General features: G+C 38.0%; 21 protein-coding genes. 14 read left to right on the forward strand and 7 right to left on the reverse strand.

Translation table 11 applies throughout. The annotated features are described in order from the left end of the window. The first annotated feature begins 29 nt into the window (after positions 1-29). The gene (locus R4Z10_RS01840; RefSeq protein ID WP_338471536.1) at positions 30-1,820 is read left to right on the forward strand and encodes a hypothetical protein; all 1,791 of its coding nucleotides are present in this window, start codon (positions 30-32) and stop codon (positions 1,818-1,820) included. 1 nt (position 1,821) lies between these two features. Further along, positions 1,822-2,226: a gas vesicle accessory protein GvpU gene (gvpU, locus tag R4Z10_RS01845; protein ID WP_338471537.1), complete on the forward strand. Its 405-nt coding sequence runs from the start codon at positions 1,822-1,824 to the stop codon at positions 2,224-2,226. A gap of 263 nt (positions 2,227-2,489) precedes the next feature. Here gvpU and R4Z10_RS01850 read toward each other — a convergent pair whose 3' ends face one another. From R4Z10_RS01850 to R4Z10_RS01880, 7 genes are all read right to left on the reverse strand, one after another. After that, the gene (locus R4Z10_RS01850) at positions 2,490-3,563 is read right to left on the reverse strand and encodes an ArgE/DapE family deacylase (protein WP_338471538.1); all 1,074 of its coding nucleotides are present in this window, start codon (positions 3,561-3,563) and stop codon (positions 2,490-2,492) included. A 61-nt stretch (positions 3,564-3,624) separates the two neighbouring features. Further along, a complete protein-coding gene (locus R4Z10_RS01855) occupies positions 3,625-4,668 on the reverse strand; it encodes an ATP-grasp domain-containing protein (RefSeq protein ID WP_338471539.1) in 1,044 nt (347 codons plus the stop codon). A 573-nt stretch (positions 4,669-5,241) separates the two neighbouring features. After that, a complete protein-coding gene (locus R4Z10_RS01860) occupies positions 5,242-6,081 on the reverse strand; it encodes a manganese catalase family protein (RefSeq protein ID WP_338471540.1) in 840 nt (279 codons plus the stop codon). A 92-nt stretch (positions 6,082-6,173) separates the two neighbouring features. Next, positions 6,174-6,473, reverse strand: coding sequence for a spore coat protein (locus tag R4Z10_RS01865; protein ID WP_338471541.1), 300 nt, complete (start codon positions 6,471-6,473; stop codon positions 6,174-6,176). A 13-nt stretch (positions 6,474-6,486) separates the two neighbouring features. Then, positions 6,487-6,684, reverse strand: coding sequence for a spore coat protein (locus R4Z10_RS01870; RefSeq protein ID WP_338471542.1), 198 nt, complete (start codon positions 6,682-6,684; stop codon positions 6,487-6,489). A gap of 237 nt (positions 6,685-6,921) precedes the next feature. Then, complete coding sequence (locus R4Z10_RS01875; RefSeq protein WP_338471543.1) at positions 6,922-7,464, reverse strand: low temperature-induced protein; 543 nt, start codon at positions 7,462-7,464, stop codon at positions 6,922-6,924. 405 nt (positions 7,465-7,869) lie between these two features. Continuing rightward, positions 7,870-8,724, reverse strand: a complete 855-nt coding sequence (locus R4Z10_RS01880) for a malate synthase (RefSeq protein ID WP_338471544.1) — start codon at positions 8,722-8,724, stop codon at positions 7,870-7,872. Between the two features lie 737 nt (positions 8,725-9,461). Between R4Z10_RS01880 and R4Z10_RS01885 the strand changes: the two genes are divergently transcribed. The 12 genes from R4Z10_RS01885 (at position 9,462) to R4Z10_RS01940 (ending at position 19,422) form a co-directional block, all read left to right on the forward strand. Then, a complete protein-coding gene (locus R4Z10_RS01885; RefSeq protein WP_338471545.1) occupies positions 9,462-10,661 on the forward strand; it encodes an MFS transporter in 1,200 nt (399 codons plus the stop codon). A gap of 216 nt (positions 10,662-10,877) precedes the next feature. Continuing rightward, entirely contained in the window at positions 10,878-11,960 is a 1,083-nt protein-coding gene (locus R4Z10_RS01890) for a hypothetical protein (protein ID WP_338471546.1), read from the forward strand. After that, positions 11,947-14,136, forward strand: coding sequence for a formate dehydrogenase subunit alpha (gene fdhF, locus R4Z10_RS01895; protein ID WP_338471547.1), 2,190 nt, complete (start codon positions 11,947-11,949; stop codon positions 14,134-14,136). Before R4Z10_RS01890 ends, fdhF begins: the two co-directional genes overlap by 14 nt. Further along, a complete protein-coding gene (locus tag R4Z10_RS01900; protein ID WP_338471548.1) occupies positions 14,137-14,697 on the forward strand; it encodes a 4Fe-4S dicluster domain-containing protein in 561 nt (186 codons plus the stop codon). An 11-nt stretch (positions 14,698-14,708) separates the two neighbouring features. Then, positions 14,709-15,236 (forward strand): Rieske (2Fe-2S) protein, encoded by a 528-nt coding sequence (locus tag R4Z10_RS01905; protein WP_338471549.1) that lies wholly within the window; start codon positions 14,709-14,711, stop codon positions 15,234-15,236. Beyond that, complete coding sequence (locus R4Z10_RS01910; RefSeq protein ID WP_338471550.1) at positions 15,226-15,417, forward strand: hypothetical protein; 192 nt, start codon at positions 15,226-15,228, stop codon at positions 15,415-15,417. Before R4Z10_RS01905 ends, R4Z10_RS01910 begins: the two co-directional genes overlap by 11 nt. 5 nt (positions 15,418-15,422) lie before the next feature. Then, positions 15,423-15,734 (forward strand): hypothetical protein, encoded by a 312-nt coding sequence (locus tag R4Z10_RS01915; protein WP_338471551.1) that lies wholly within the window; start codon positions 15,423-15,425, stop codon positions 15,732-15,734. Then, complete coding sequence (locus R4Z10_RS01920) at positions 15,721-16,008, forward strand: hypothetical protein (protein WP_338471552.1); 288 nt, start codon at positions 15,721-15,723, stop codon at positions 16,006-16,008. The genes R4Z10_RS01915 and R4Z10_RS01920 overlap by 14 nt, the downstream gene beginning before the upstream one ends. Beyond that, on the forward strand, positions 16,001-17,518 hold the full coding sequence (locus R4Z10_RS01925) for an MFS transporter (protein WP_338471553.1): 1,518 nt from the start codon (positions 16,001-16,003) through the stop codon (positions 17,516-17,518). Before R4Z10_RS01920 ends, R4Z10_RS01925 begins: the two co-directional genes overlap by 8 nt. Before the next feature lie 45 nt (positions 17,519-17,563). Continuing rightward, positions 17,564-18,211 carry a histidine kinase gene (locus tag R4Z10_RS01930; protein ID WP_338471554.1) on the forward strand — a complete coding sequence of 216 codons (648 nt, stop codon included), beginning with the start codon at positions 17,564-17,566 and terminating at the stop codon, positions 18,209-18,211. 109 nt (positions 18,212-18,320) lie between these two features. Further along, positions 18,321-18,974 (forward strand): response regulator transcription factor, encoded by a 654-nt coding sequence (locus R4Z10_RS01935; protein WP_338471555.1) that lies wholly within the window; start codon positions 18,321-18,323, stop codon positions 18,972-18,974. After that, positions 18,964-19,422 (forward strand): GAF domain-containing protein, encoded by a 459-nt coding sequence (locus R4Z10_RS01940; RefSeq protein WP_338471556.1) that lies wholly within the window; start codon positions 18,964-18,966, stop codon positions 19,420-19,422. Before R4Z10_RS01935 ends, R4Z10_RS01940 begins: the two co-directional genes overlap by 11 nt. Position 19,423 lies beyond the last annotated feature (1 nt).

Here is a 19,423-nt window from a genome sequence, read left to right on the forward strand (position 1 = left end):
ATTCAATCGTTAAATAAGTGGAGGTTTTTATGACAAATATACAATCTAGTGAAAATCAGACAGAGTTAATAAAAAATGAATCTAAATTAAATACTAGCCCACTTAGACGTTCATTAGCAGGTGGGTTGATTGGAGCTGCTGCGGGATATTTGGCTACTCCTGAGACTGGCAAAAAGCTAAAAGAAATTAGTGGCGATAAATTAAAAAGTACAGGATCAGGTATAGGAAAAGTCTCAAAGAAGGCAGTAGAATCAATTAAACAATTTAATAAAGGAAACAGTGATTCTCAAGAGAAAGGTTCTAATGAACAGGAAGTTCCAGCAGACAAGGAAACAAGCTTATCAACTGATATTGGGAACAACCCTAAAAATCAGGAAAATAACTCAAATGAGGAAAACAACAATTTTTATGACCGATTAGACCGATTGGAAGAGATGCTAGAAAAACTTATTCAAGCAAAATATGGTGAAAGCCAGGTGAATGTTAAAAATGAGAGGACTAACGAAGGTTCCGGTAAACCTGAAAAGCAAAACTCAACATTAGATGAGTTAAAGAATGAGCAGAAAGGTTTACTAAATCAGGAGGGAAGTAAAGAATCTCAATCAAAAACAAAAGGCCAGGATGACGGAGAGGAATTACAGTCCTATTTACAAGGGCCGTTGAATAGTGAAGTGGAATCCTCGAAAACAATAGATCAAGAGAAAAGGAGTGAAACGTCCGCGTCTCAATTGAAAGATCAAGGAGAAACTGAAGTGTCGCCATCTCAAACGAAAGATCATGAGGAAAGTGAAACGGGGCTATCTCAGCCGGAAGATCAAGAGGATAGTAAGATTAGCCAGTCTCAGCCAAAAGGTCAAGAGGACAGAAGGGAACAATTCCAAACAGAAGACCAGGAAAATGGAAATGAAAAACAATCAGAACCCGTTGAAAGATCAACAAATAAAGAATACAAATCCTTAAAAAAGGAAAATAAAGATTTACAGGATTGCTTAGGAAAAATTGAAGAACTGCTAATAAAAATGAGCCAAGAAAAGAATCAAAATCAAGATTTCGGTTCGAATTCTAATCAAAATGATGATGAGTCAGCGGATATAAATAACTCAGTGCAGACTCAAGCTCAACAGATGAATGACCAGACAAAAGAAGATGAAGTCAAAAACAATTTGGAGAAACAAAATTCAGGACAAGATCTTGAGATGAGCCTGGAAGAAAGGGACGGGGACGATACGAAAGAAGACAATAATATTGAAGTAAGAAATGAATCGCAAAATCAAGATAACAGCCAGGGGAATGAGGAAGAAACGGAAGACCAGGAAGAGGATCTAGAACGCGGTAATGATCCTGACACTGAGGAGATGGATAAAGGGAAAAATAAAGAGGCAGAAAACCAATCAAAAGATAAAGACCGTCGAATAGAGAACGACGGTACAAAAGAAAATAACGTGAAAAACAATCAGGAAAATAGTAATGAGACAAGAAATGAATCACAAAATCAAGATAACAGTCAGGAGAATAAGGAAGAAACAGAACAGGAAGAGGATATAGAAAGCACTAAGGATCCTGACACTGAGCAGAATAAAGGGAAAAATAAAAGGGCAGAAAACCAATCAAAGGATAAAGACCGCGGAAAAGAGAACGATGGTTCAAATGAAAAGAACGAGAAAAACAATGAAGAAAATAGTAAGAAGAATACAAATGAAAAACAAGGAAAAGCAAATAGTCGTACTCCTGATAGAAAAGAGAAGGAGGGAAGTTTCAAAGTTCTCTCCGAGGATGAAGACACCTATCTTCTTCTAGATGGATTAAGAAAGGAGAAATAAAATGAGCAGTAGTTCCGGCAAGATGAAAGACAATATTCTGGAGTTTTTTGTGCAAGCGGCGAATAAACATAATTTCTCCCTAGATATTACATTAAACGTAAAGGGTGCCGTCATTACTGGAACAATGGTATCTGCTAAGGAGTATTTCAATACAATAAGTAAAATATTAGAAGATGGGAATGAGATTGCACAAGCAGTAAGTGAACAGCTTGGAAAGGCTGGAGAAGAGGCTGAAGACAATATGGATTCTGAAGCTTATTTTATCCATATGAAAAACACCAAGGTTTATTGCGGAGACAGTAAACCTACTCCTTCAAAAGGAGAAATTCTCTGGAGAGGCAAATTAACGGAAGTGGATGGTTTCTTTCTAGGAAAAATATTTGAGAGCAGCGATAAAGAAACATAGATTGCTAGTTTTAGAAAAGGGGGCAATTGTCAGTGTAGTCTAGGTGATTGCCCCCTTTATGTACACAGGTTAGAATTTATAGAAGTAAAGGCCTTCCATCAGTTCGTGAACTGATGGAAGGCCTTTACTTTTAGAGATATTAGTGTTTACTTATAAATAGAATTGGACTCGTAAATTATTTTAATAAATAATTTATAGAACTATAATTAAATGCCTGAGCCTTTTCTAAACCGTTCAAGAATATAATCAACGGGAGTTTTTGGTTAACTATCCAAAGACAAGATAAAATCCACTAGCACTTCCTGATACTCTCTGACCGAATCGATAGAAACCATCTCATTCTCCCCATGCCAGTCGCTGCCAACAGGGCCAAATTCTACGGCTGAACCTCCGTACTTGGTGAAAAATTGTCCATCGCTGGAACCATGCTGACCGAATATGGTTGCTTCTTCGAGCTGAGTAATTCGTTTAATTGATTTGGCCAATGTTTCTACATAAGGATTGTCTGCCCTTGTTTTGACCGGATTATTGCAAATATGGGTGGTTACCGTACTGTCTGTGAGTGCCTGAATTTGATGAACGATATCCTTTGGAGACTGGTCTGGCAGATATCTGATATCCAGGGATATTTCACATAAATCGGGTACCTTATTATAGATGGTTCCCCCTTGGATCTTCGCGAGATTAATAGAAGGACGAGTAAACATAGGGGAGCCTTCTTTTGCAAAAGGCAGCTCTAGAATTTCTTCATAGAGATGAATCGCTTTTGTTATTGCATTTGTGCCTTCCCATGGACGACTTCCATGGGCAGGTTTCCCCTGGACAGTAATATCAAGCTGAAGCACGCCCTTAGATTGAATGGCGATCCCCATATTTGTAGGTTCACCACAAATAATAAAATCTCCTAAATAGCCTTTTTCTGTTAAATATTTGGTCCCATTAATGCCGCCGGTCTCCTCGTCTGGAACGATCTGTATCATAACCCTAGATGTTAATTCCTTGTCTTTTAATTGTGCCGCTGCCATCATGAAGGCAGCCACCCCTGCTTTCATATCTGCTGACCCTCGGCCATACAGTTTTCCATCTTGGATATGGGGTTGGAATTGTTTTTTCTCAGCTTCAATGACATCGATATGTCCGTTTAAGACAATCGTATGATCCCCTTGACCTATTTCACAAACGAGCATGTGAAACCCGTTATTTTCTAATTTTTTTACGGGGAGACCTTGGTCTATTAACCATTGTTCACAAAAGGCAATCGCTTCATTTGCACCTTCTTTTGTAGAGCTGTCGATTTTTATTAATGCTTCTAATAGGGGGATTAGATGATTGTTCATATTTTATCCCTCCTCTAATATTAAAAAAATTAAATAAACATTTTTACCTTCAATGTTGCTCTTAAAATGCTTGCATTACCTGCTGATTGTTTATCGGAACAACCGTGTCATGTCTAGCTAGCTCGATATCTGGTTTTTGACGAAGCCATTCCTCTTGTACTTGTTTACCTGCAGTTAGGGCAATAATGGCCGCTGGAATATTCGCTCCTGCTGCATGGGTAAAGGCATAACCGCCGCCAAAGCGGGGATTAATGTCAATAACATAATAATCGGTACCATTGAAATAGACATCAGCGTTCATATAACCTGCATGACCAAAGCTGTTACCTAATTGCCGCCCGATTTCTGTTAATTCCGGACTATTTACAGTAATACACCGATCGATATCTCCGCCTCTCATACCTAATTGTTTCCTAGCAAAAGAAGTAAGAAAGCGGCCGTTTAAATCATTAAACATATCCACACTAAATTTATCCCCTTCAACGACTTCCTGAATAATGACATTCTCTTCCGGTTCTCTAGATGTGGCGCCATCCAATGGACTTTCTTTAATCTTTCGAATGGCTTGCTCATAGGCAAATTCCATATCCTCTAAGTTATCGATAATTTCAACAGCTATAGAGGCTGAACCATTACGGGGCTTCACGATTAATGGAAAGGATACTTCTTGTTTTTCCAATGCCTTCTTCGCATCTTCAACATTAAGGTAGGATAGTGGTGTCTTAATGCCAAGCGGGTCAAGTAGCTCTCGGTATTTTGCCTTGTCCCGTACCTTATTGACAATAGTTGAATCTGGCGCAAATACAGATACGCCTAATTTTTCCAGTTCTTCTTTATGTGCGGAGATACTGGGCACTTCCCAATCATTTAATGGGACTAGACAGTTCACATGATGTTTCTTGCAAATTTCCAATATTGATTCCATATAATTTGAATCCGTTTGATGGGGAATGACATAGTTTTCATCCCCAGCCTGAAGCGAGGGGGCATTATGTTCAGGATCAGTAGCAATTACCTTCCCGTCAATACCAGCATTTTTCAAAGCATCCTGAAAAAATCCTACAAAGTCTATTCTTCTTGCGGTTGATGTTAATAAGATGTTCAATAGATTCATCTCCTCGTTGTTTAAATCAGTAAAGATAATAGTAATTACCCTCCATTTTTAAACGATAAACTTTTGCAAGAGGCAAACCTGTTAGTAGATTATCTGCTTTATCTACTTAACGGGGTCCCCCACGTCAAGATTCTAAGTAATAGAAAAGAAGATAGGGAGATAACCTGTCCGCAAACCCTGGAAAGTTGAATGTTGACTAAATACGTTTACTGCCACGTCTGCATGACTAGCATGTGGTGGACTAAAGCTTTTCATTGGTGGGGAATGAAATAAACCCCCATTGATGAATGGTTCACTTTAAAGTGCTGGGTTTCTTAGCAGTATTTATGAAAACATTTTTTGTGTATGGGAGGGAGTACGCCGTTTCGTTAATAGAAAAAGTACATACAAACATCAGGAAAAACTAAGCGGCTTTAACCCTATGGAATATAGAGCTAAAGCCACTTAAGTTATTTAATATTTAAATTTGAGGAGACAGTTTCAATTACAACAGCATTCGTGGTTTTTATTGTTTACTATTTTACTGAGTAGGCCCTTTTAGCCAACGGCTTCTTGGGTAAATGATTAAGGGCGAGAGTTTGACATCTCAGTTGGTAAAGTGTTGTGCAATTTTGGTGGAGCAGGGTTTAACTTAGGTTTAGCACCTTCTACAGTTGGTGTTGATTCATATTTATAATCACCTTGACCATCTAGTGCTTCACCATTAGCCCACCTTCCCTTGCTGCTCTCTTCTCCTTCAGAAAAGTTATAAAGAGTATAAGCGATATCTAGACGCTCCTTTTCACGAGGGAAGGTACTAGGTACAAGAAGGCCTTCTTTTTCTTCCAATTCAGCAATAGCTGCAGCCCATTGATTTTGATGATAGGAGTCACGGGCAATCAGTACCGATAGCAAATCTTTGACGCCTCTGTCATCAGCCATTTCATAAATACGAACAGCTTGTAGGCGACCTTGGGATTCAGCATTTAAGTTCGCACGAAAATCAGCTAATAAATTTCCGCTGGATACGATATAACTTCCCATCCAAGGGTTCCCTACGCTGTCAGATGGACGTGCACCAAGTCCAGAAACAAGGGCATGTTGTGGATTCATGCCTCCCATAATAGCACCAATAACTGGGTCTTTATATGCTTCTTCTTGTTCTTTGACTGGAGCATCGTCTAACAAACGGGCCACCATCGTTGCTAACATTTCGATATGGCCTATTTCTTCAGTTCCAATATCTAAGAGTAGATCACGATACTTTTCATTGCCACGTGTAGCCCAACCTTGAAATAAATATTGCATGGCAACAGTCATTTCACCATATTGGCCACCAATAAGCTCTTGTAGCTTTTTAGCCATAAATGGATCGGGTCTTTCCGGTTTAGCTTCAAATTGTAATTCTTTTTTATGAAGAAACATCTAATACCTCCTATTTATTGGTTCTACCACAGTTAATAGATAATCTACTTTAGATTTTTCAGGAGACATCTGAGGATTACTTATAATCTCAATTATTCGCCTATTTTTAAGGCTTCCTTTGCATTTTTGAGATCTTGAGAAACTTGTTCCTCGATATCATACGCATGGTACATTTCTTTTTCTATCATATACTGTGCAATTTTATCATGTAGATCAATTGCAGTATCTAGTTCACTTTTTAGTACCTTTTTAATTTCTGGTGTTGCTGTCTCTGTAATAGCGATCGCCAATGATCTTACACCTGATTTGGAAGACAACAGCAGGTCGGTTGCAATTGTTTGATCATCTATAATATCTTTAAGAGTATTTAACTTTTCTGTTTTAGTAGTCATACAGATCCTCCTTTTACGCCTTTTTCAAGATTTTTGATAGTTCTTTGACAGCATTAGTAGATGCTTCAATATCTTCTTCTAATATCTTCTTTAATTCTTTATCTTCTACAAGTTCTAACATAGCAGTGCTTTTCTTAACACAAGACGTTTTAAATAACAATATTTCATGTATTTCTAATTTTTCATGCAGGGCAATGTCTTTTGTTGCCATAAATAAATCCCTCCCATTTCTATTAATGTTACATTTAGATGTGTTGTACCCGAATCCTAAAGGGGTAAACAGATAGTACGTAAATAATTTGTACTAAATTCGATATATATAGTGACTCTAAGTAGCTACCTACACGAAAAAAGAACTGGTACTCTTCGAAAGAGCCAGTCCTTTTTACATTTGAGAAGGTTGCTTTTTTCTAGCAAAAATTTAAAACCATAAAGACATGTTTAATGGTTAAGAAAGGGCATAAACGCCTGTGTTGATTGAACAGTTATCAGCAAAGGTGCGTTCAATTTCAATCCTTTGGGCTTCGTCAATTTCAACTAATAAAACAATATTTCCATCTTTTATATAATTATCATAGATCTTTGCTTCTGATTCGGGGATTCCTGCCCCAGCTAGTGCTCCCACAAGTCCACCACCGGCCGCACCGATTGCCGCACCGCTCAACGCCGTTGCTAATGGGCCTGCTGCTGCCAGCACGCCAACTCCTGGAATTGTCAGAAGGCCTACTTCAGCGATGATCCCGACAATCCCACCTAAAACGCCGCCAGTTCCGGCACCAATGCCTGCTCCCTTCCCAGCGTTTTTTCCGCGATTGGAATCATTGTCAATTGTATCAACGTTTGTCTGTTCCTTGATTTCATTAAGGGTATCGTCATTTTTTGCTAGCACAGAAATCTTATTTGTGTCGATGCCAAGCGCTTTCAGTCTTCTAATAGTACCTTCTACTTCAGCGGCATTTTTAAATACTCCACCAACGATAGATTTTTGCATATATGATTCCTCCTATTCTGTTTTACTAAAAGTTTAGTAGATCTTAGTTTGTATATACCCGGTTGAAAGTGATGTAAACATGGTCATTCACTCCTGACTTTTAAATGAGTGTACCGATATAAAACCTTTAATATAGAAAGAACTAGGGTTATATCATATTCAATCTTAGGTGGATGAAGAGGTTTGCAGCTATCATTTATATCAACTTTACACTTTAACAGAAGGTAAAGTTGATATGAATGAACGGTTTTCAAATAAAAAGGACATGCAAAAAGAAGCCATTTCTCCAGAGAAATGGCTTCTTTTTGATCTCTTTTATAAGTTTTCAGGCGTTTTTTTATTAGACTTCCAACCTTTTCGGTATCCTATTTTGGATTATATGTTCCAATTATCGTGGGAAAGAATCTATATACGCATTAATGCCCCATTAGGTTCTGGGATCTCTTCTTCTCTGATCTGATTCATTCGACAAAAGTATTCAAGGAACTTCTGTGCTAGTTCTTGTTCTTGTGTGTCACTTTTCAATGAGATGATATCAAGTAAGATTTGAGCCATCCATATATTATCGAAATAACGATATTTACCTGTATTCCAAGTCGTTTTGTGAGGGGATTTTTCATTTACATAGTATTTCCAAAAAGGCATTTTAGCTGATTCCTGTTCAGTCAGTTGTATTCTATATTCTGAATGAGCAGGAATGTATCCATCTTCACAAAATCTGCCGATAAAATCTCCATTTACCATATAAACACCTAAGATACGTCTCTCGTTTTCGGACATACTTGAATCTCTTGCTGTTAAAAGGCAAACGCTGTTTGGATAAATGCGAGTAGGCTTTTTAGGCTCTCCCTTGTTATTGCCGCTCTTTATTTCGCCAGTAAAAACCTTCCACTCTGTAAAAACCTTGCTTTGTTCTTCATCATCACACCAAAAGACCATTTGTGATTGGGGATGAAGCTTATGATTTTTCATAAGTTTTTCATGTTCCATCCGTATTTGCTGTTCGATTTGACGTAGTTTCTTTTCTTCTTCCTTTTTCTGTTCTGCCTTCTTCCGTTCTATTTCCTTTTCTTGTATAACCTTTTCAAGTGAATGGGCAGCACTCTTGTCATGCATCTTTAGGTATTTTCCAAATGCATCGGGAAAAACAAACTTTTTATTTTCTGTTGCGAAATGCACTTCTATCATAGAATCGCTATGTTTCACAACACTTCCCTTGCCAAAACGCTTATGGGATACTTCTTTATTAATTAAGTTCATTCGTTTTGTCCTCCCTTTGATACTATAATTTTGGCTCACCGTATTCTGGTTAGTCATATTTACTAAATATGGATAAGCTCTTTAATTGTTTAAAGCAGTAGTTTTTAATCATGCTTATTTGGTTATCCTCTAACAGGTGACCAGAAATATTTAAACGACTAGTGCCATTACAACTTATTTCCTTAAGTTCCCCTGATTTGAAGATGGGGATAAAAAAACGTACTCAGATTCTTACTGCAATAAAGTTACATAAGAATGTGGAATACGAATTTTAAGAAATATTATAAAATAATTGTAACATATTTTTGAAAAAACCACAAATTATGTATTGACAGTATAAAATATAGTGTTGTAAAATGGAGTATTATTTTGGTTGTTAGGCTCGTGTTTTACGCCATAATTATGGACTAGCACTGAATTTTCCCTTATAATTCTCCAGTAGTTTTATGCTTTTATCTTACTTTTTTAAACATATTCTACGACAGATTGAATGAACGATTGGAATCGTTTGTTCTTATTTTTTACTTATACTTATAAGATGATAAGTTGAAATTAACTTCATTAAGCAAATGCTTTAATGAACATCGTGGGCGGGATTTAACAGTTGGAAAGGCAACGGATATAACCAACTAATCAAAATTAACCTGTTATATTCTTCAATGTGATTTTTTGAGCAATTTTAAAGTGAGGCTTTGTTAGAGGTTGCTTAGTGAACAACAGAATTTGGAGGTGGGACATTGAAACAAACAAAATTGTGGACGAAAGACTTTATTATCCTGTCTTCCACGTCTTTTATTATTTCATTAGTTTATTTCTTACTAATGACGACTTTAGCTGTTTATGCGATAGAACAATTTAGTGCTTCAGAAAGTATGGCTGGTCTTGCTGCAAGTATTTTCGTTATTGGAGCAGTTTTTTCTCGTCTTTTTACGGGTCGATTCATTGAAACGATTGGACGTAAGAAGGTATTATTTTCAGGGCTTCTTTTATTTTTGGTGGCCACTCTGCTCTATTTTACAGTAACGAATATGTATCTATTATTGTTAGTTCGCTTCATCCATGGGGCTGGGTTTGGAATCTCAACAACAGCTTTAGCAACGATCGTAATGGATATAATCCCCAAGGAGCGTCGGGGAGAAGGGGTTGGTTACTTTTCATTGAGCAATACTTTAGCGACATCGATTGGTCCATTTCTTGGCCTATATATTAGCCAGTATGCGGACTATTCTACGATTTTTATCATATGTGCGCTTCTTTCTATGATTAATGTAATCATTTCGTTATTTTCAAAAATTCCAAGTCCAGCAATCATCCAGGATAAGGACAATACGTTAAAGGGATTTAAATTATCAAATTTCTTTGAGAAAAAAGCGGTTCCCATTTCAATAATGATTGCGATAATGGGATTTGTTTATTCGGGTATCTTATCCTTTATTACTGCCTATGCAACAGAGATTAACTTAATAGAAGCGGCAAGTTTTTTCTTCCTTGTCTATTCAATCGTTCTTTTAATCTCTAGACCATTCACAGGTAAATTACTAGATCAAAAAGGAGACAACTTTGTGATCTTTCCGGCCATCCTTTCTTTTGCGATTGGATTGGTGATCCTTAGTCAATCTCATAATAGCTTCACGCTACTCTTAGCAAGTGTGTTTCTTGCACTTGGATTTGGAACGATGCAGTCTTGTTTTCAAGTTATCGCTGTAAAAGAATCACCACAGCATAGAATTGGACTGGCGACTTCCACTTTTCTTATTTGCATGGATTTTGGTGTCGGAATGGGTCCGTTTGTATTAGGAGCCATCATTCCATTACTCGGATTCCGTGGATTGTATTTAATGTCGGCCATTATCGTTTTTCTATCTATCTTTTTATACTTTATTCTTCATGGGAAAAAGGCTGCCGCAAATCAAAAGGTATATACAAAGGCAAGTTAGCAGCATTACAACTAAACGGTAGCCCTTAAAAAAATAACAACAATAAAAAGGTCTTCCATCAGTTTAAAGAACTGGTGAGAAGGCCTTTTTCCATTTGTTTTTACAAATAGGATTAAAATCAGGGGTTTTTGTCCCTGTAATAGGGAGATCCCCCGATATGTTAAAGATGTCTCTGGTCTTAAACTAATAATAAGAGTTGTAATTGGGAGGGACATCATGCAAGTAAATATTGAAACAAATCAAAAAAAGAAAAAATCACTGAATCAAGCTTTTGCATCCCGCTTTGCCAAATCAATGTTTCTGGCAGTTTGTGGACTAGCAATCTTATCTTTTATTGGAACAAGGATGTTTACTCATATTGATTTGAATTTATATGGCTACATGGTTGGAACGATCGTCTTTCTGGGAGGATTTTTCTATCGATTTATTGCCTGGGCTGAAAGGCCCCCGACAAAATTAATGATTAAAAAAGGCATTAAACTTTTATTTAGAAAATCAACACCAAAAACTTCTGTAGAGCATCTTGCTACATACAAATTTATTTGGAATAGGGGAATTTACCGATGGACGCAACATGTGCTCATTGGTGGGGGATGTGTTCTTGCTATTTTAGTAACTTTCCCTCTTGTGTTCGGCTGGATGTATTTCACGATGGAGGATAATGGCTACTACAACATTATCATGCTGGGTATGCAAGTCATGACAATAAAGGCTGATGGCCTTATTGCTAATCTATCATACAATGCATTAAATATTTCAGCTGTGATGGTAATCACGGGTGTGAGCATGGCCCTTTATCGTCGTTTGAAAAATATGCAGGCAAGAGCGGAACAAAAATTTTTATATGACTTTCTCCCGCTATATATGCTGCTTTTAGTGAGTATTACAGGATTAGCACTTACATTTATGAATATCTTTTTAGGCGGCGCAGGACAGCCGGCAATGTCGTTAATTCACCAATGGTCCGTCATTATTACATTAATCTATCTGCCCTTTGGTAAACTTGCACATATTCCGTTCCGTCCGATGAGCGTTTTAGCTAAAAACTATAGAGAGCATTATGCAGAACAGTCGATGAAAAAATGTAATGTTTGTGGAGATGAATTTGTTTCAATTGAACAATCAAAAGACGTTGTTGACGTTCTTGGCGTGAACGATATTGAATTTCAAACAAAGGAAGGCTTCCATCTCGCTGAACTATGCCTTCCATGTCGTAGAAAATACCGGATTTCACAATTCTCCGGGATTGCAACCCATGAGGTAAAAGTGAAGGAGGCAAACCAGAATGCAAAGGGATAATTATATAAATCCAAGAGATCATTTTTATAAAGAAGTTGAAAATGTCATTCATCCTAACGAAACACTTGTCAAAACCCACTGCAGCTACTGTGCGATGCAGTGTGGAATGAATTTAAGAGTAAATACAAAAACAAATAAAATCGTTGGAGTTGAACCGCGCTATGATTGGCCGGTAACACTAGGAAAAATGTGTCCAAAGGGTGTTACTGCTTACCAGCAAACAAACCACGCTGACCGAATTCTTAAGCCGTTGATTCGTGATGATGCTTCCTTAAAAGGAACAACGAAAGGGTTTAGGGAAGCAAGCTGGGAAGAAGCTTATAATTTGATTGTGAAGCAGTTCAAACAACTGCAATCTGATTACGGGAAGGATTCAATCTCTGTATATGGTGGGGTTTCCATGACAAATGAAAAATGTTATTTAAATGGGAAATTTGCCCGTGTAGCCCTGCAAACAAGATATATAGACTATAACGGCCGATTTTGTATGGCAAGTGCTGCCGGTGGTCTTAACCGTTCTTTAGGGATTGACAGAGGATCGACCGTTCCATGGACAGATATTCAAGAAACGGATTGTTTGTTCCTAGCAGGAAGTAATGCGGCAGAATGCCATCCAACCATGATGTTTCGTGTTTGGGCTGTCCAAGAAAGAGGCGGATATTTGATTGTAGCCGATCCTAGAGAAACACCTGTTGCGAGAAGAGCAGATGTTCATCTAGATTTAAGACCGGGAACGGACTTGGCGCTTGCAAATGGAATCATGCATTTATTAATCAAGAATGGTCGTGTAGATGAAGAGTTTGTAAAAAATCATACAAATGGTTTTGAAGAAACAAAAGAATTGGTAAAACAATTTACTCCTGAATATACCAGTCAGATCACTGGTGTTGCTCCGGAGAAAATTATTAAGGCTGCTGAAATTTATGGGAAAGCACCGAATGCAATTATCTTGTTCGCAAGAGGAATCGAACAGCAAATCAAAGGTGTAGATAATGTTTCTAGTTATGTTAATTTAGCGCTCGTTACTGGAAATATCGGCCGGCCAAAAGCAGGAGTTGGAACGATTACTGGTCAAGGAAATGGTCAAGGTGGACGAGAACATGGTCAAAAAGCGGATGCCTTACCTGGATACCGAAAAATTACTGATCCTGAGCATGTAAGAGAAGTATCAAAGGTTTGGGGAATTGCCCCTGAAGAGATGCCGGGAGAAGGGGTATCTGCATTTGAATTGTTCGGCTTAATGGAGCAAAAAACAATTCGTGCATTATATCTATTGTGTTCGAACCCAGTTGTTTCTGCACCAAACTCCAATTATGTTCGTAAGGTCTTAAAACAGCTTGATTTTATGGTTGTTTCTGATTTCTACTTATCTGAATCCGCAGAATATGCAGATGTCATTCTTCCAACTACAACATGGGCAGAAGATGAAGGGACAACAACAAATGTGGAAGGTCGTGTTATTAAAATAAATCGAGCGCAAGCCCCTTTAGGTGAAGCCAAGCCGGATTGGCAAATCCAGGTTGAACTTGCAGAACGGCTAGGTCGTGGAAAATATTTCTCTCATTTGAAAACACCTAAAGATATCTTTAATGAGCTGAGATTGGCATCCAAGGGTGGTAAAGCTGATTATTACGGGGTTACCTGGGAAAAAATCGACAAACAAGATGGAGTTTTTTGGCCATGCAAAGATGAAGAAGATCCGGGAACACCGCATTTGTTTCTTGATAAAAAGTTCTATTTTCCAGATGGAAAAGCAAAAATCATGGCTTTACCCTATGTTCCTCCTGCCGAGGAACCCGATGAGGAATATCCTCTCCGCTTAACAACAGGGCGTGTGGTTTATCATTATCTATCAGGTAATCAAACTAGAAGAATTCAATTTTTAAAAGATATGTGTCCTGAACCGTTTGTTGAATTACATCCAGAAACAGCAAAAGAATATGGGATCGAACATGAAGAAAGAGTGCGTCTTGTTACAAGACGGGGGGAAGCGATTTATAAAGTGAAAATGACGGAAGCGATTCGCCCGGATACCATATTTGTCCCTTATCATTGGGATCATGAACAAGCGGCAAATAACTTAACAATTCCTGCACTTGATCCGATTTCAAGAATGCCGGAATTCAAGGCGTGTGCTGCTCAAATTGAAAAAGTTGAAACAAAGAAGGTGCTATAAGTGCAAAAAAGGCTGTATATCGAATTAGAAAACTGTATCGGATGCCGTTCTTGTCTGGCCGCATGTACACAATGTGGTGGACATGAAGAACGCAATAGAAATTATGTATATGACGTAAATCCGCTTGTTAATCGGCAAACGATGCCACTTATGTGCCTTCATTGTGTGAATCCGGCATGTGCTAGAAGCTGTCCCGCTCAGGCGATTCAAATTCATGAAACAGGAGCGGTATTATCCGCTCTAGTGGAAAAGTGTATCGGTTGTCAAAATTGCACGATTGCTTGTCCATATGGCATTCCTAAGTTTGATACCGAACAAAACTTAATGTATAAATGTGATTTATGTATCGACCGAACGAAAGACAACATCCCGCCAATGTGTGCGAGTGTTTGTCCAACGAATACGCTTCAATGGCTGACTGATGAAGAAATTGAAAATAAGAAAAAACAATTTAATCTAGATAATGGCAAATGGGTGACAAGCCTGCCATATCTTGAAGGTGAAACAAACGTAAAAGTAAATCTCCCTGGGATTTTACAGGGAACAACAAAGTTGTTTTAGGAGGGATTCCAATGCCGTCAGATAAAAATAATCAAATTCCCTTTCAGGAAGATAACTACACACATAATATTGAGCGGAATAATGAAAGAAAGCTTGACAGACGTGGGTTTATGAAAACCTTAGTCGGGGCAGCAGGACTGTTTGCCGTTTCCTCTTTGCCATGGGGAGCTGTAGCAGCAAAGGAATTAATGGGGCTTGGAGAAAAGGAATATCCCCATAAAAAAATTACAGATGTAAGCAAATTACCAATCGGTGACGCAGTAGAGTTTACGTTCCCTGGAGACCATGATGATGCACTTTTGATTCGATTGGCTGAGGATAAGTATGTTGCCTATCAAAATGCTTGTACGCATCTTCGCTGTCCGGTTTATTGGGTAAAGGATCAAGGAGAAATGGTTTGTCCGTGCCATCACGGCAAATTTAATGTCGAGACTGGTGTACCTACTGCTGGACCGCCTAGACGTCCACTACCTGAAATTCAAGTGAAAGTCGAAAATGGTGCAGTTTATGCAGTGAGGGTGAAACGTTATGAAGCTTAGAGTTGCTGGAGTAGTTATTCTTTGTGCGATCTTAATGCTAAACGTTATTTTTACTCAATATATGGTGCATCAATATTACTATGAAAATTATGTAAATACATTAATATTCGGGGGATTAAATATCATTTTATTCCCTGTAGCAATCTTCGTGTATAAAAAAACGAAAAACGTAAAGGCGTGAATGGAATGAACAGTGAAACATATCTTGATTTTTGTTTTGTAAGAGAGGCATCAGGTCATTTTGCTACTGAAATACATGAAATCCTTACAGACCTTTTTAAAGATATTCGCCTTAACTGGTATTTAGATGAAAAATCAAAAGAAGGCGTTGAAATTGTCGTGGCTGAAGTAAAAGGCATGAGCAGATGGAACTCCGAAGAGGAAACAATTGATTATATTGAACAACATGCAGGAGAAAAGTTTTGGGAATATTTGCAAGGGTATCAGATGTATGTCTACCCTGTAAAAAGAGGGTGTGGCAGCTGTGGATCACATTAAGATAGAAGATTTACAATCCTATGTTTTAGAGAAGGTACAGGTTGCTATCCTAGATAAAGAGGGGGAAGAGCAAGCACCTTTTATATCTAAAACCATACAAAAACTTGAGCTATGCCCGGATCACACCCATTTACGTATTTATTTTGATCGTCTTACCTTTTTTGCCATTCCATTGACATCAACGGTTTCTAAAATTGAAAATGAGTGGTCGGCTTATGACGATCAGTCTGGATTGCAATATGTAGTTAGAAAAGAGTGTGAAAATCATGATTAAAAAAGTTCAACTTCCACTTCAGACGATGAATCTTATTGTCGGATTTATGATATGGGTATTAATATCTTCTCTATTGCCATTCATTAAAGAAGATATTGCGATACCAGAGAGTCAGCTTGCCCTAGTTACAGCTGTCCCGGTCATTCTTGGTTCTATTCTTAGGATACCACTAGGCTTTTATGCGAATCAGTTTGGGGCCAGAACTCTTTTTCTATTAAGCTTTATCCTGTTGTTATTCCCAGTTTACTATATTAGTATAGCCAATACACTTGTCGATCTTCTAATTGGCGGCTTATTTCTTGGTGTCGGAGGAGCGGTTTTTTCTGTCGGAGTAACATCCTTACCAAAGTATTATCCAAAAGAGCGTCATGGTTTTATAAATGGAATATATGGTGCTGGAAACTTAGGAACTGCCGTTTCTACATTTGCTGCTCCCATCTTAGCTACAAAGTTCGGTTGGACAGTTACTGTACAGTTCTATCTTGTTATCTTAGCGATTTTTATCGTCTTAAACTTTTTCCTAGGAGATAAAAAAGAGCCGAAAGTTAAAACGCCTTTCCTAGAGCAAATCAGAGGAGTTTATAAAAATGAAAAGCTTTGGCTACTAAGCTTATTTTATTTCATAACCTTCGGATCATTCGTGGCGTTTACGGTTTACTTACCTAACTTTTTAGTCTCAAGTTTTGAATTAGATAAAGTGGATGCTGGTATAAGAACAGCTGGTTTTATCGTTGTTGCCACTCTCATGCGTCCGATTGGCGGCTGGCTGGCAGATCGCTTTCATTCTTTGATTTTACTTATGATTACCTTTGGGATTTATACCATTTCAGCTATCATTCTATCGTTTGCTCCATCGCTTGTGTGGTATACAGTTGGTTGCTTGACTATTGCATTTTGTGCAGGGATCGGAAACGGAGTTATCTTTAAGTTAGTACCTCTATATTTCCAAAAACAGGCTGGCATTGTCAATGGAATCGTATCGGCAATGGGAGGACTTGGAGGCTTTTTCCCGCCAATCATCCTATCAGTGTTGTTTAATGTAACAGGCCATTATGCTATTGGCTTTATGGCTTTATCACAAGTTGCCCTAGCAAGTTTAATATTAGTTATCTGGATGTATTTCCAACAAAAAGTAGGTCTAGCGAAAGAAGTAATCGAACATACTGTAGAAGGAATTATGGTTACAGACACGAAAGGTAAGATTATTTCTGTTAATCCTGCTTTTAAGCGGATTACGGGTTACGAGGAAGAAGAAGTAATTGGAAAAATGCCAAATATATTGAAATCAGGGATACAGTCAAAGGAGTTTTATGCGAATCTATGGAAATCTCTTAAAAACGATCAATTTTGGCAAGGTGAGATTTGGAATCGCCGGAGAAATGGAGAGACTTACCGTCAATGGCTGACCATTAGCTCCATTAAAAATGATTCTGGAGAGGTTGTCCAGTATGCAGCCATGTTCAGTGATACATCAAAATCAGAAGGGAATAGAAAAAATTTAACAAATTAATGATTTGTTTAAGGAGTTAACTAGGGGAAAGAGAGATGGATTAAAATGCAGCCGCACAAAAATAGAATCAATTCCTATATTATTCAATCGCAGGAACAAGAAATCAAACGGATTGCCCTGGAGCTTCACGAGGGAGTGGGTCAGACCCTTTATAGTCTTTATACAGGTATGCAGTTTATTGAAAATGCAATAGACCAGCCAGATATGAAAAAGTATGTAGAAGATATGACTCATGTACTTGAAAAGACGATCCAGGAAGTCAGACTTTTGGCTGTAGAATTGCATCCTCCTACTCTTTTAACACTTGGTTTCCTTTCTGCTATGAAAAGTTATCTAACCATATACACTTCAACTTACGGAATAGAGGTGGACTTTGAGGTTTCAGGAAATGAAGTTCAGCTCTCTGAAAAGGAAAGTATTACATTATTCCGAGTTTGTCAGGAAGCACTAGCAAATATCGCCTTGTATGCAGATACCTCAAAGGCGAAGATAATTGTCCGATGGGGTCCTGACACGGTAGAGATTGTGATAAAAGACTTTGGTCGCGGTTTTGATGTCAATGGGGCATTGAGTAAGCCAACTGGATTGTTGGCTATAAAAGAAAGAATGCGTTTAATTAATGGGGAGTGTATGGTATCCTCCCAAATTAATGAAGGGACAACAATAGAAATATCTCTTCCGTTATTAAATTAACTATTATACTATTTATAATAATGGTAATAGGGGATTTGCAAATAGCAATCCCTTGTTCCATTTTTAATAACTTCAGATTAAAATGTGAACTTGTATAGGGGGATCGGGCTTGATTAAAATTTTATTATGTGACGATCATGCCGTTGTAAGAATGGGTTTGAAAATGTTGTTGAACAACCATGCAGATATTGAAGTGATCGGAGAAGCTTCTGAAGGTGATGAAGCCATTGATCTAGCACAAGAGCTCAAACCAGATGTGGTTATTATGGATTTAAGTATGCCTCACGGGAAGGACGGTTTAACAGCAACTACTGAACTTAAGAAAGTCATGCCTGAAGTAGCCATCCTTATTTTAACGATGCATGATGACGAAGAATATTTATTTCGCGCCATTCAAGCAGGAGCTTCAGGGTGTATTTTAAAAAGTGCACCACAAGAAGAACTATTAGGTGCCATTCGCTCAGTTTCAAATGGAAATGCTTACTTGCATCCCTCTGCGACTAAAAGATTAATGGAGGAGTATATCGGAAGTGTGAAACAGGGGAACTCTGATACCTTTCATCTTTTATCTGATCGGGAAAAAGAGGTTCTAACATTGATTGCAAAGGGATTTTCTAATAAAGAAATTGCCGAGAAGTTGGTTATTAGTGTGAAAACCGTTGAAACCCATAAAAGCAATCTCATGGAGAAGCTCCAAATGAAAACAAGGCCCGAGCTTGTAGCCTTCGCTTTAAAAAAGGGGTTATTAGGTTATGGAATTTAAGCATTGGGATCCTGAAAAAACTGATTTTCAACCAGAGAAGTTTTGTGAAAGCGTATTAACTGATATAGAATGCGATTTTGTTGGGCTTGCGTTACAAAATAGTGATGGGCCGGATGTAAAATGGCACTATGCCGCTGGAAATAGTAATAAAAAATATATGAGAATTACAGTCCGTTACGGAAAAGGAATCGCAGGAAAGGTGATAGCAACAGGAAGACCAATAACTGTAGAGGAGTTTCCTCGGCATATTTCTGGAAAACCACTTGAATATCCAATTATGCTGGCAGAAAAACTAGTGACGGCTTTTGCAGTTCCTATCCATTTTAACAGTCTTCCAAAAGGAGTTTTATTAGTAGGAAAAAGGACAAATCATCCTTTTACTAAAAGTGAGCAGACTACTGTCCTAAAAGCTGCGAAATATTTGGAGGAAAAGATGGATAGGGGGTAAT

The organism is Niallia sp. XMNu-256, assembly GCF_036670015.1.
Taxonomy (GTDB): Bacteria; Bacillota; Bacilli; order Bacillales; family Cytobacillaceae; genus Bacillus_BD.

What these genes read in the sequence shown, in the direction of transcription:
- R4Z10_RS01865 (WP_338471541.1), bottom strand. Translation starts at nt 6,473, where the DNA reads ATGACTACTAAAACAGAAAAGTTAAATACTCTTAAAGATATTATAGAT.
- R4Z10_RS01870 (WP_338471542.1), bottom strand. Translation starts at nt 6,684, where the DNA reads ATGGCAACAAAAGACATTGCCCTGCATGAAAAATTAGAAATACATGAA.
- R4Z10_RS01930 (WP_338471554.1), top strand. Translation starts at nt 17,564, where the DNA reads ATGCAGCCGCACAAAAATAGAATCAATTCCTATATTATTCAATCGCAG.
- R4Z10_RS01915 (WP_338471551.1), top strand. Translation starts at nt 15,423, where the DNA reads ATGAACAGTGAAACATATCTTGATTTTTGTTTTGTAAGAGAGGCATCA.
- fdhF (WP_338471547.1), top strand. Translation starts at nt 11,947, where the DNA reads ATGCAAAGGGATAATTATATAAATCCAAGAGATCATTTTTATAAAGAA.
- R4Z10_RS01880 (WP_338471544.1), bottom strand. Translation starts at nt 8,724, where the DNA reads ATGAACTTAATTAATAAAGAAGTATCCCATAAGCGTTTTGGCAAGGGA.
- R4Z10_RS01890 (WP_338471546.1), top strand. Translation starts at nt 10,878, where the DNA reads ATGCAAGTAAATATTGAAACAAATCAAAAAAAGAAAAAATCACTGAAT.
- R4Z10_RS01860 (WP_338471540.1), bottom strand. Translation starts at nt 6,081, where the DNA reads ATGTTTCTTCATAAAAAAGAATTACAATTTGAAGCTAAACCGGAAAGA.
- gvpU (WP_338471537.1), top strand. Translation starts at nt 1,822, where the DNA reads ATGAGCAGTAGTTCCGGCAAGATGAAAGACAATATTCTGGAGTTTTTT.
- R4Z10_RS01905 (WP_338471549.1), top strand. Translation starts at nt 14,709, where the DNA reads ATGCCGTCAGATAAAAATAATCAAATTCCCTTTCAGGAAGATAACTAC.
- R4Z10_RS01875 (WP_338471543.1), bottom strand. Translation starts at nt 7,464, where the DNA reads ATGCAAAAATCTATCGTTGGTGGAGTATTTAAAAATGCCGCTGAAGTA.
- R4Z10_RS01940 (WP_338471556.1), top strand. Translation starts at nt 18,964, where the DNA reads ATGGAATTTAAGCATTGGGATCCTGAAAAAACTGATTTTCAACCAGAG.
- R4Z10_RS01925 (WP_338471553.1), top strand. Translation starts at nt 16,001, where the DNA reads ATGATTAAAAAAGTTCAACTTCCACTTCAGACGATGAATCTTATTGTC.
- R4Z10_RS01850 (WP_338471538.1), bottom strand. Translation starts at nt 3,563, where the DNA reads ATGAACAATCATCTAATCCCCCTATTAGAAGCATTAATAAAAATCGAC.
- R4Z10_RS01840 (WP_338471536.1), top strand. Translation starts at nt 30, where the DNA reads ATGACAAATATACAATCTAGTGAAAATCAGACAGAGTTAATAAAAAAT.
- R4Z10_RS01910 (WP_338471550.1), top strand. Translation starts at nt 15,226, where the DNA reads ATGAAGCTTAGAGTTGCTGGAGTAGTTATTCTTTGTGCGATCTTAATG.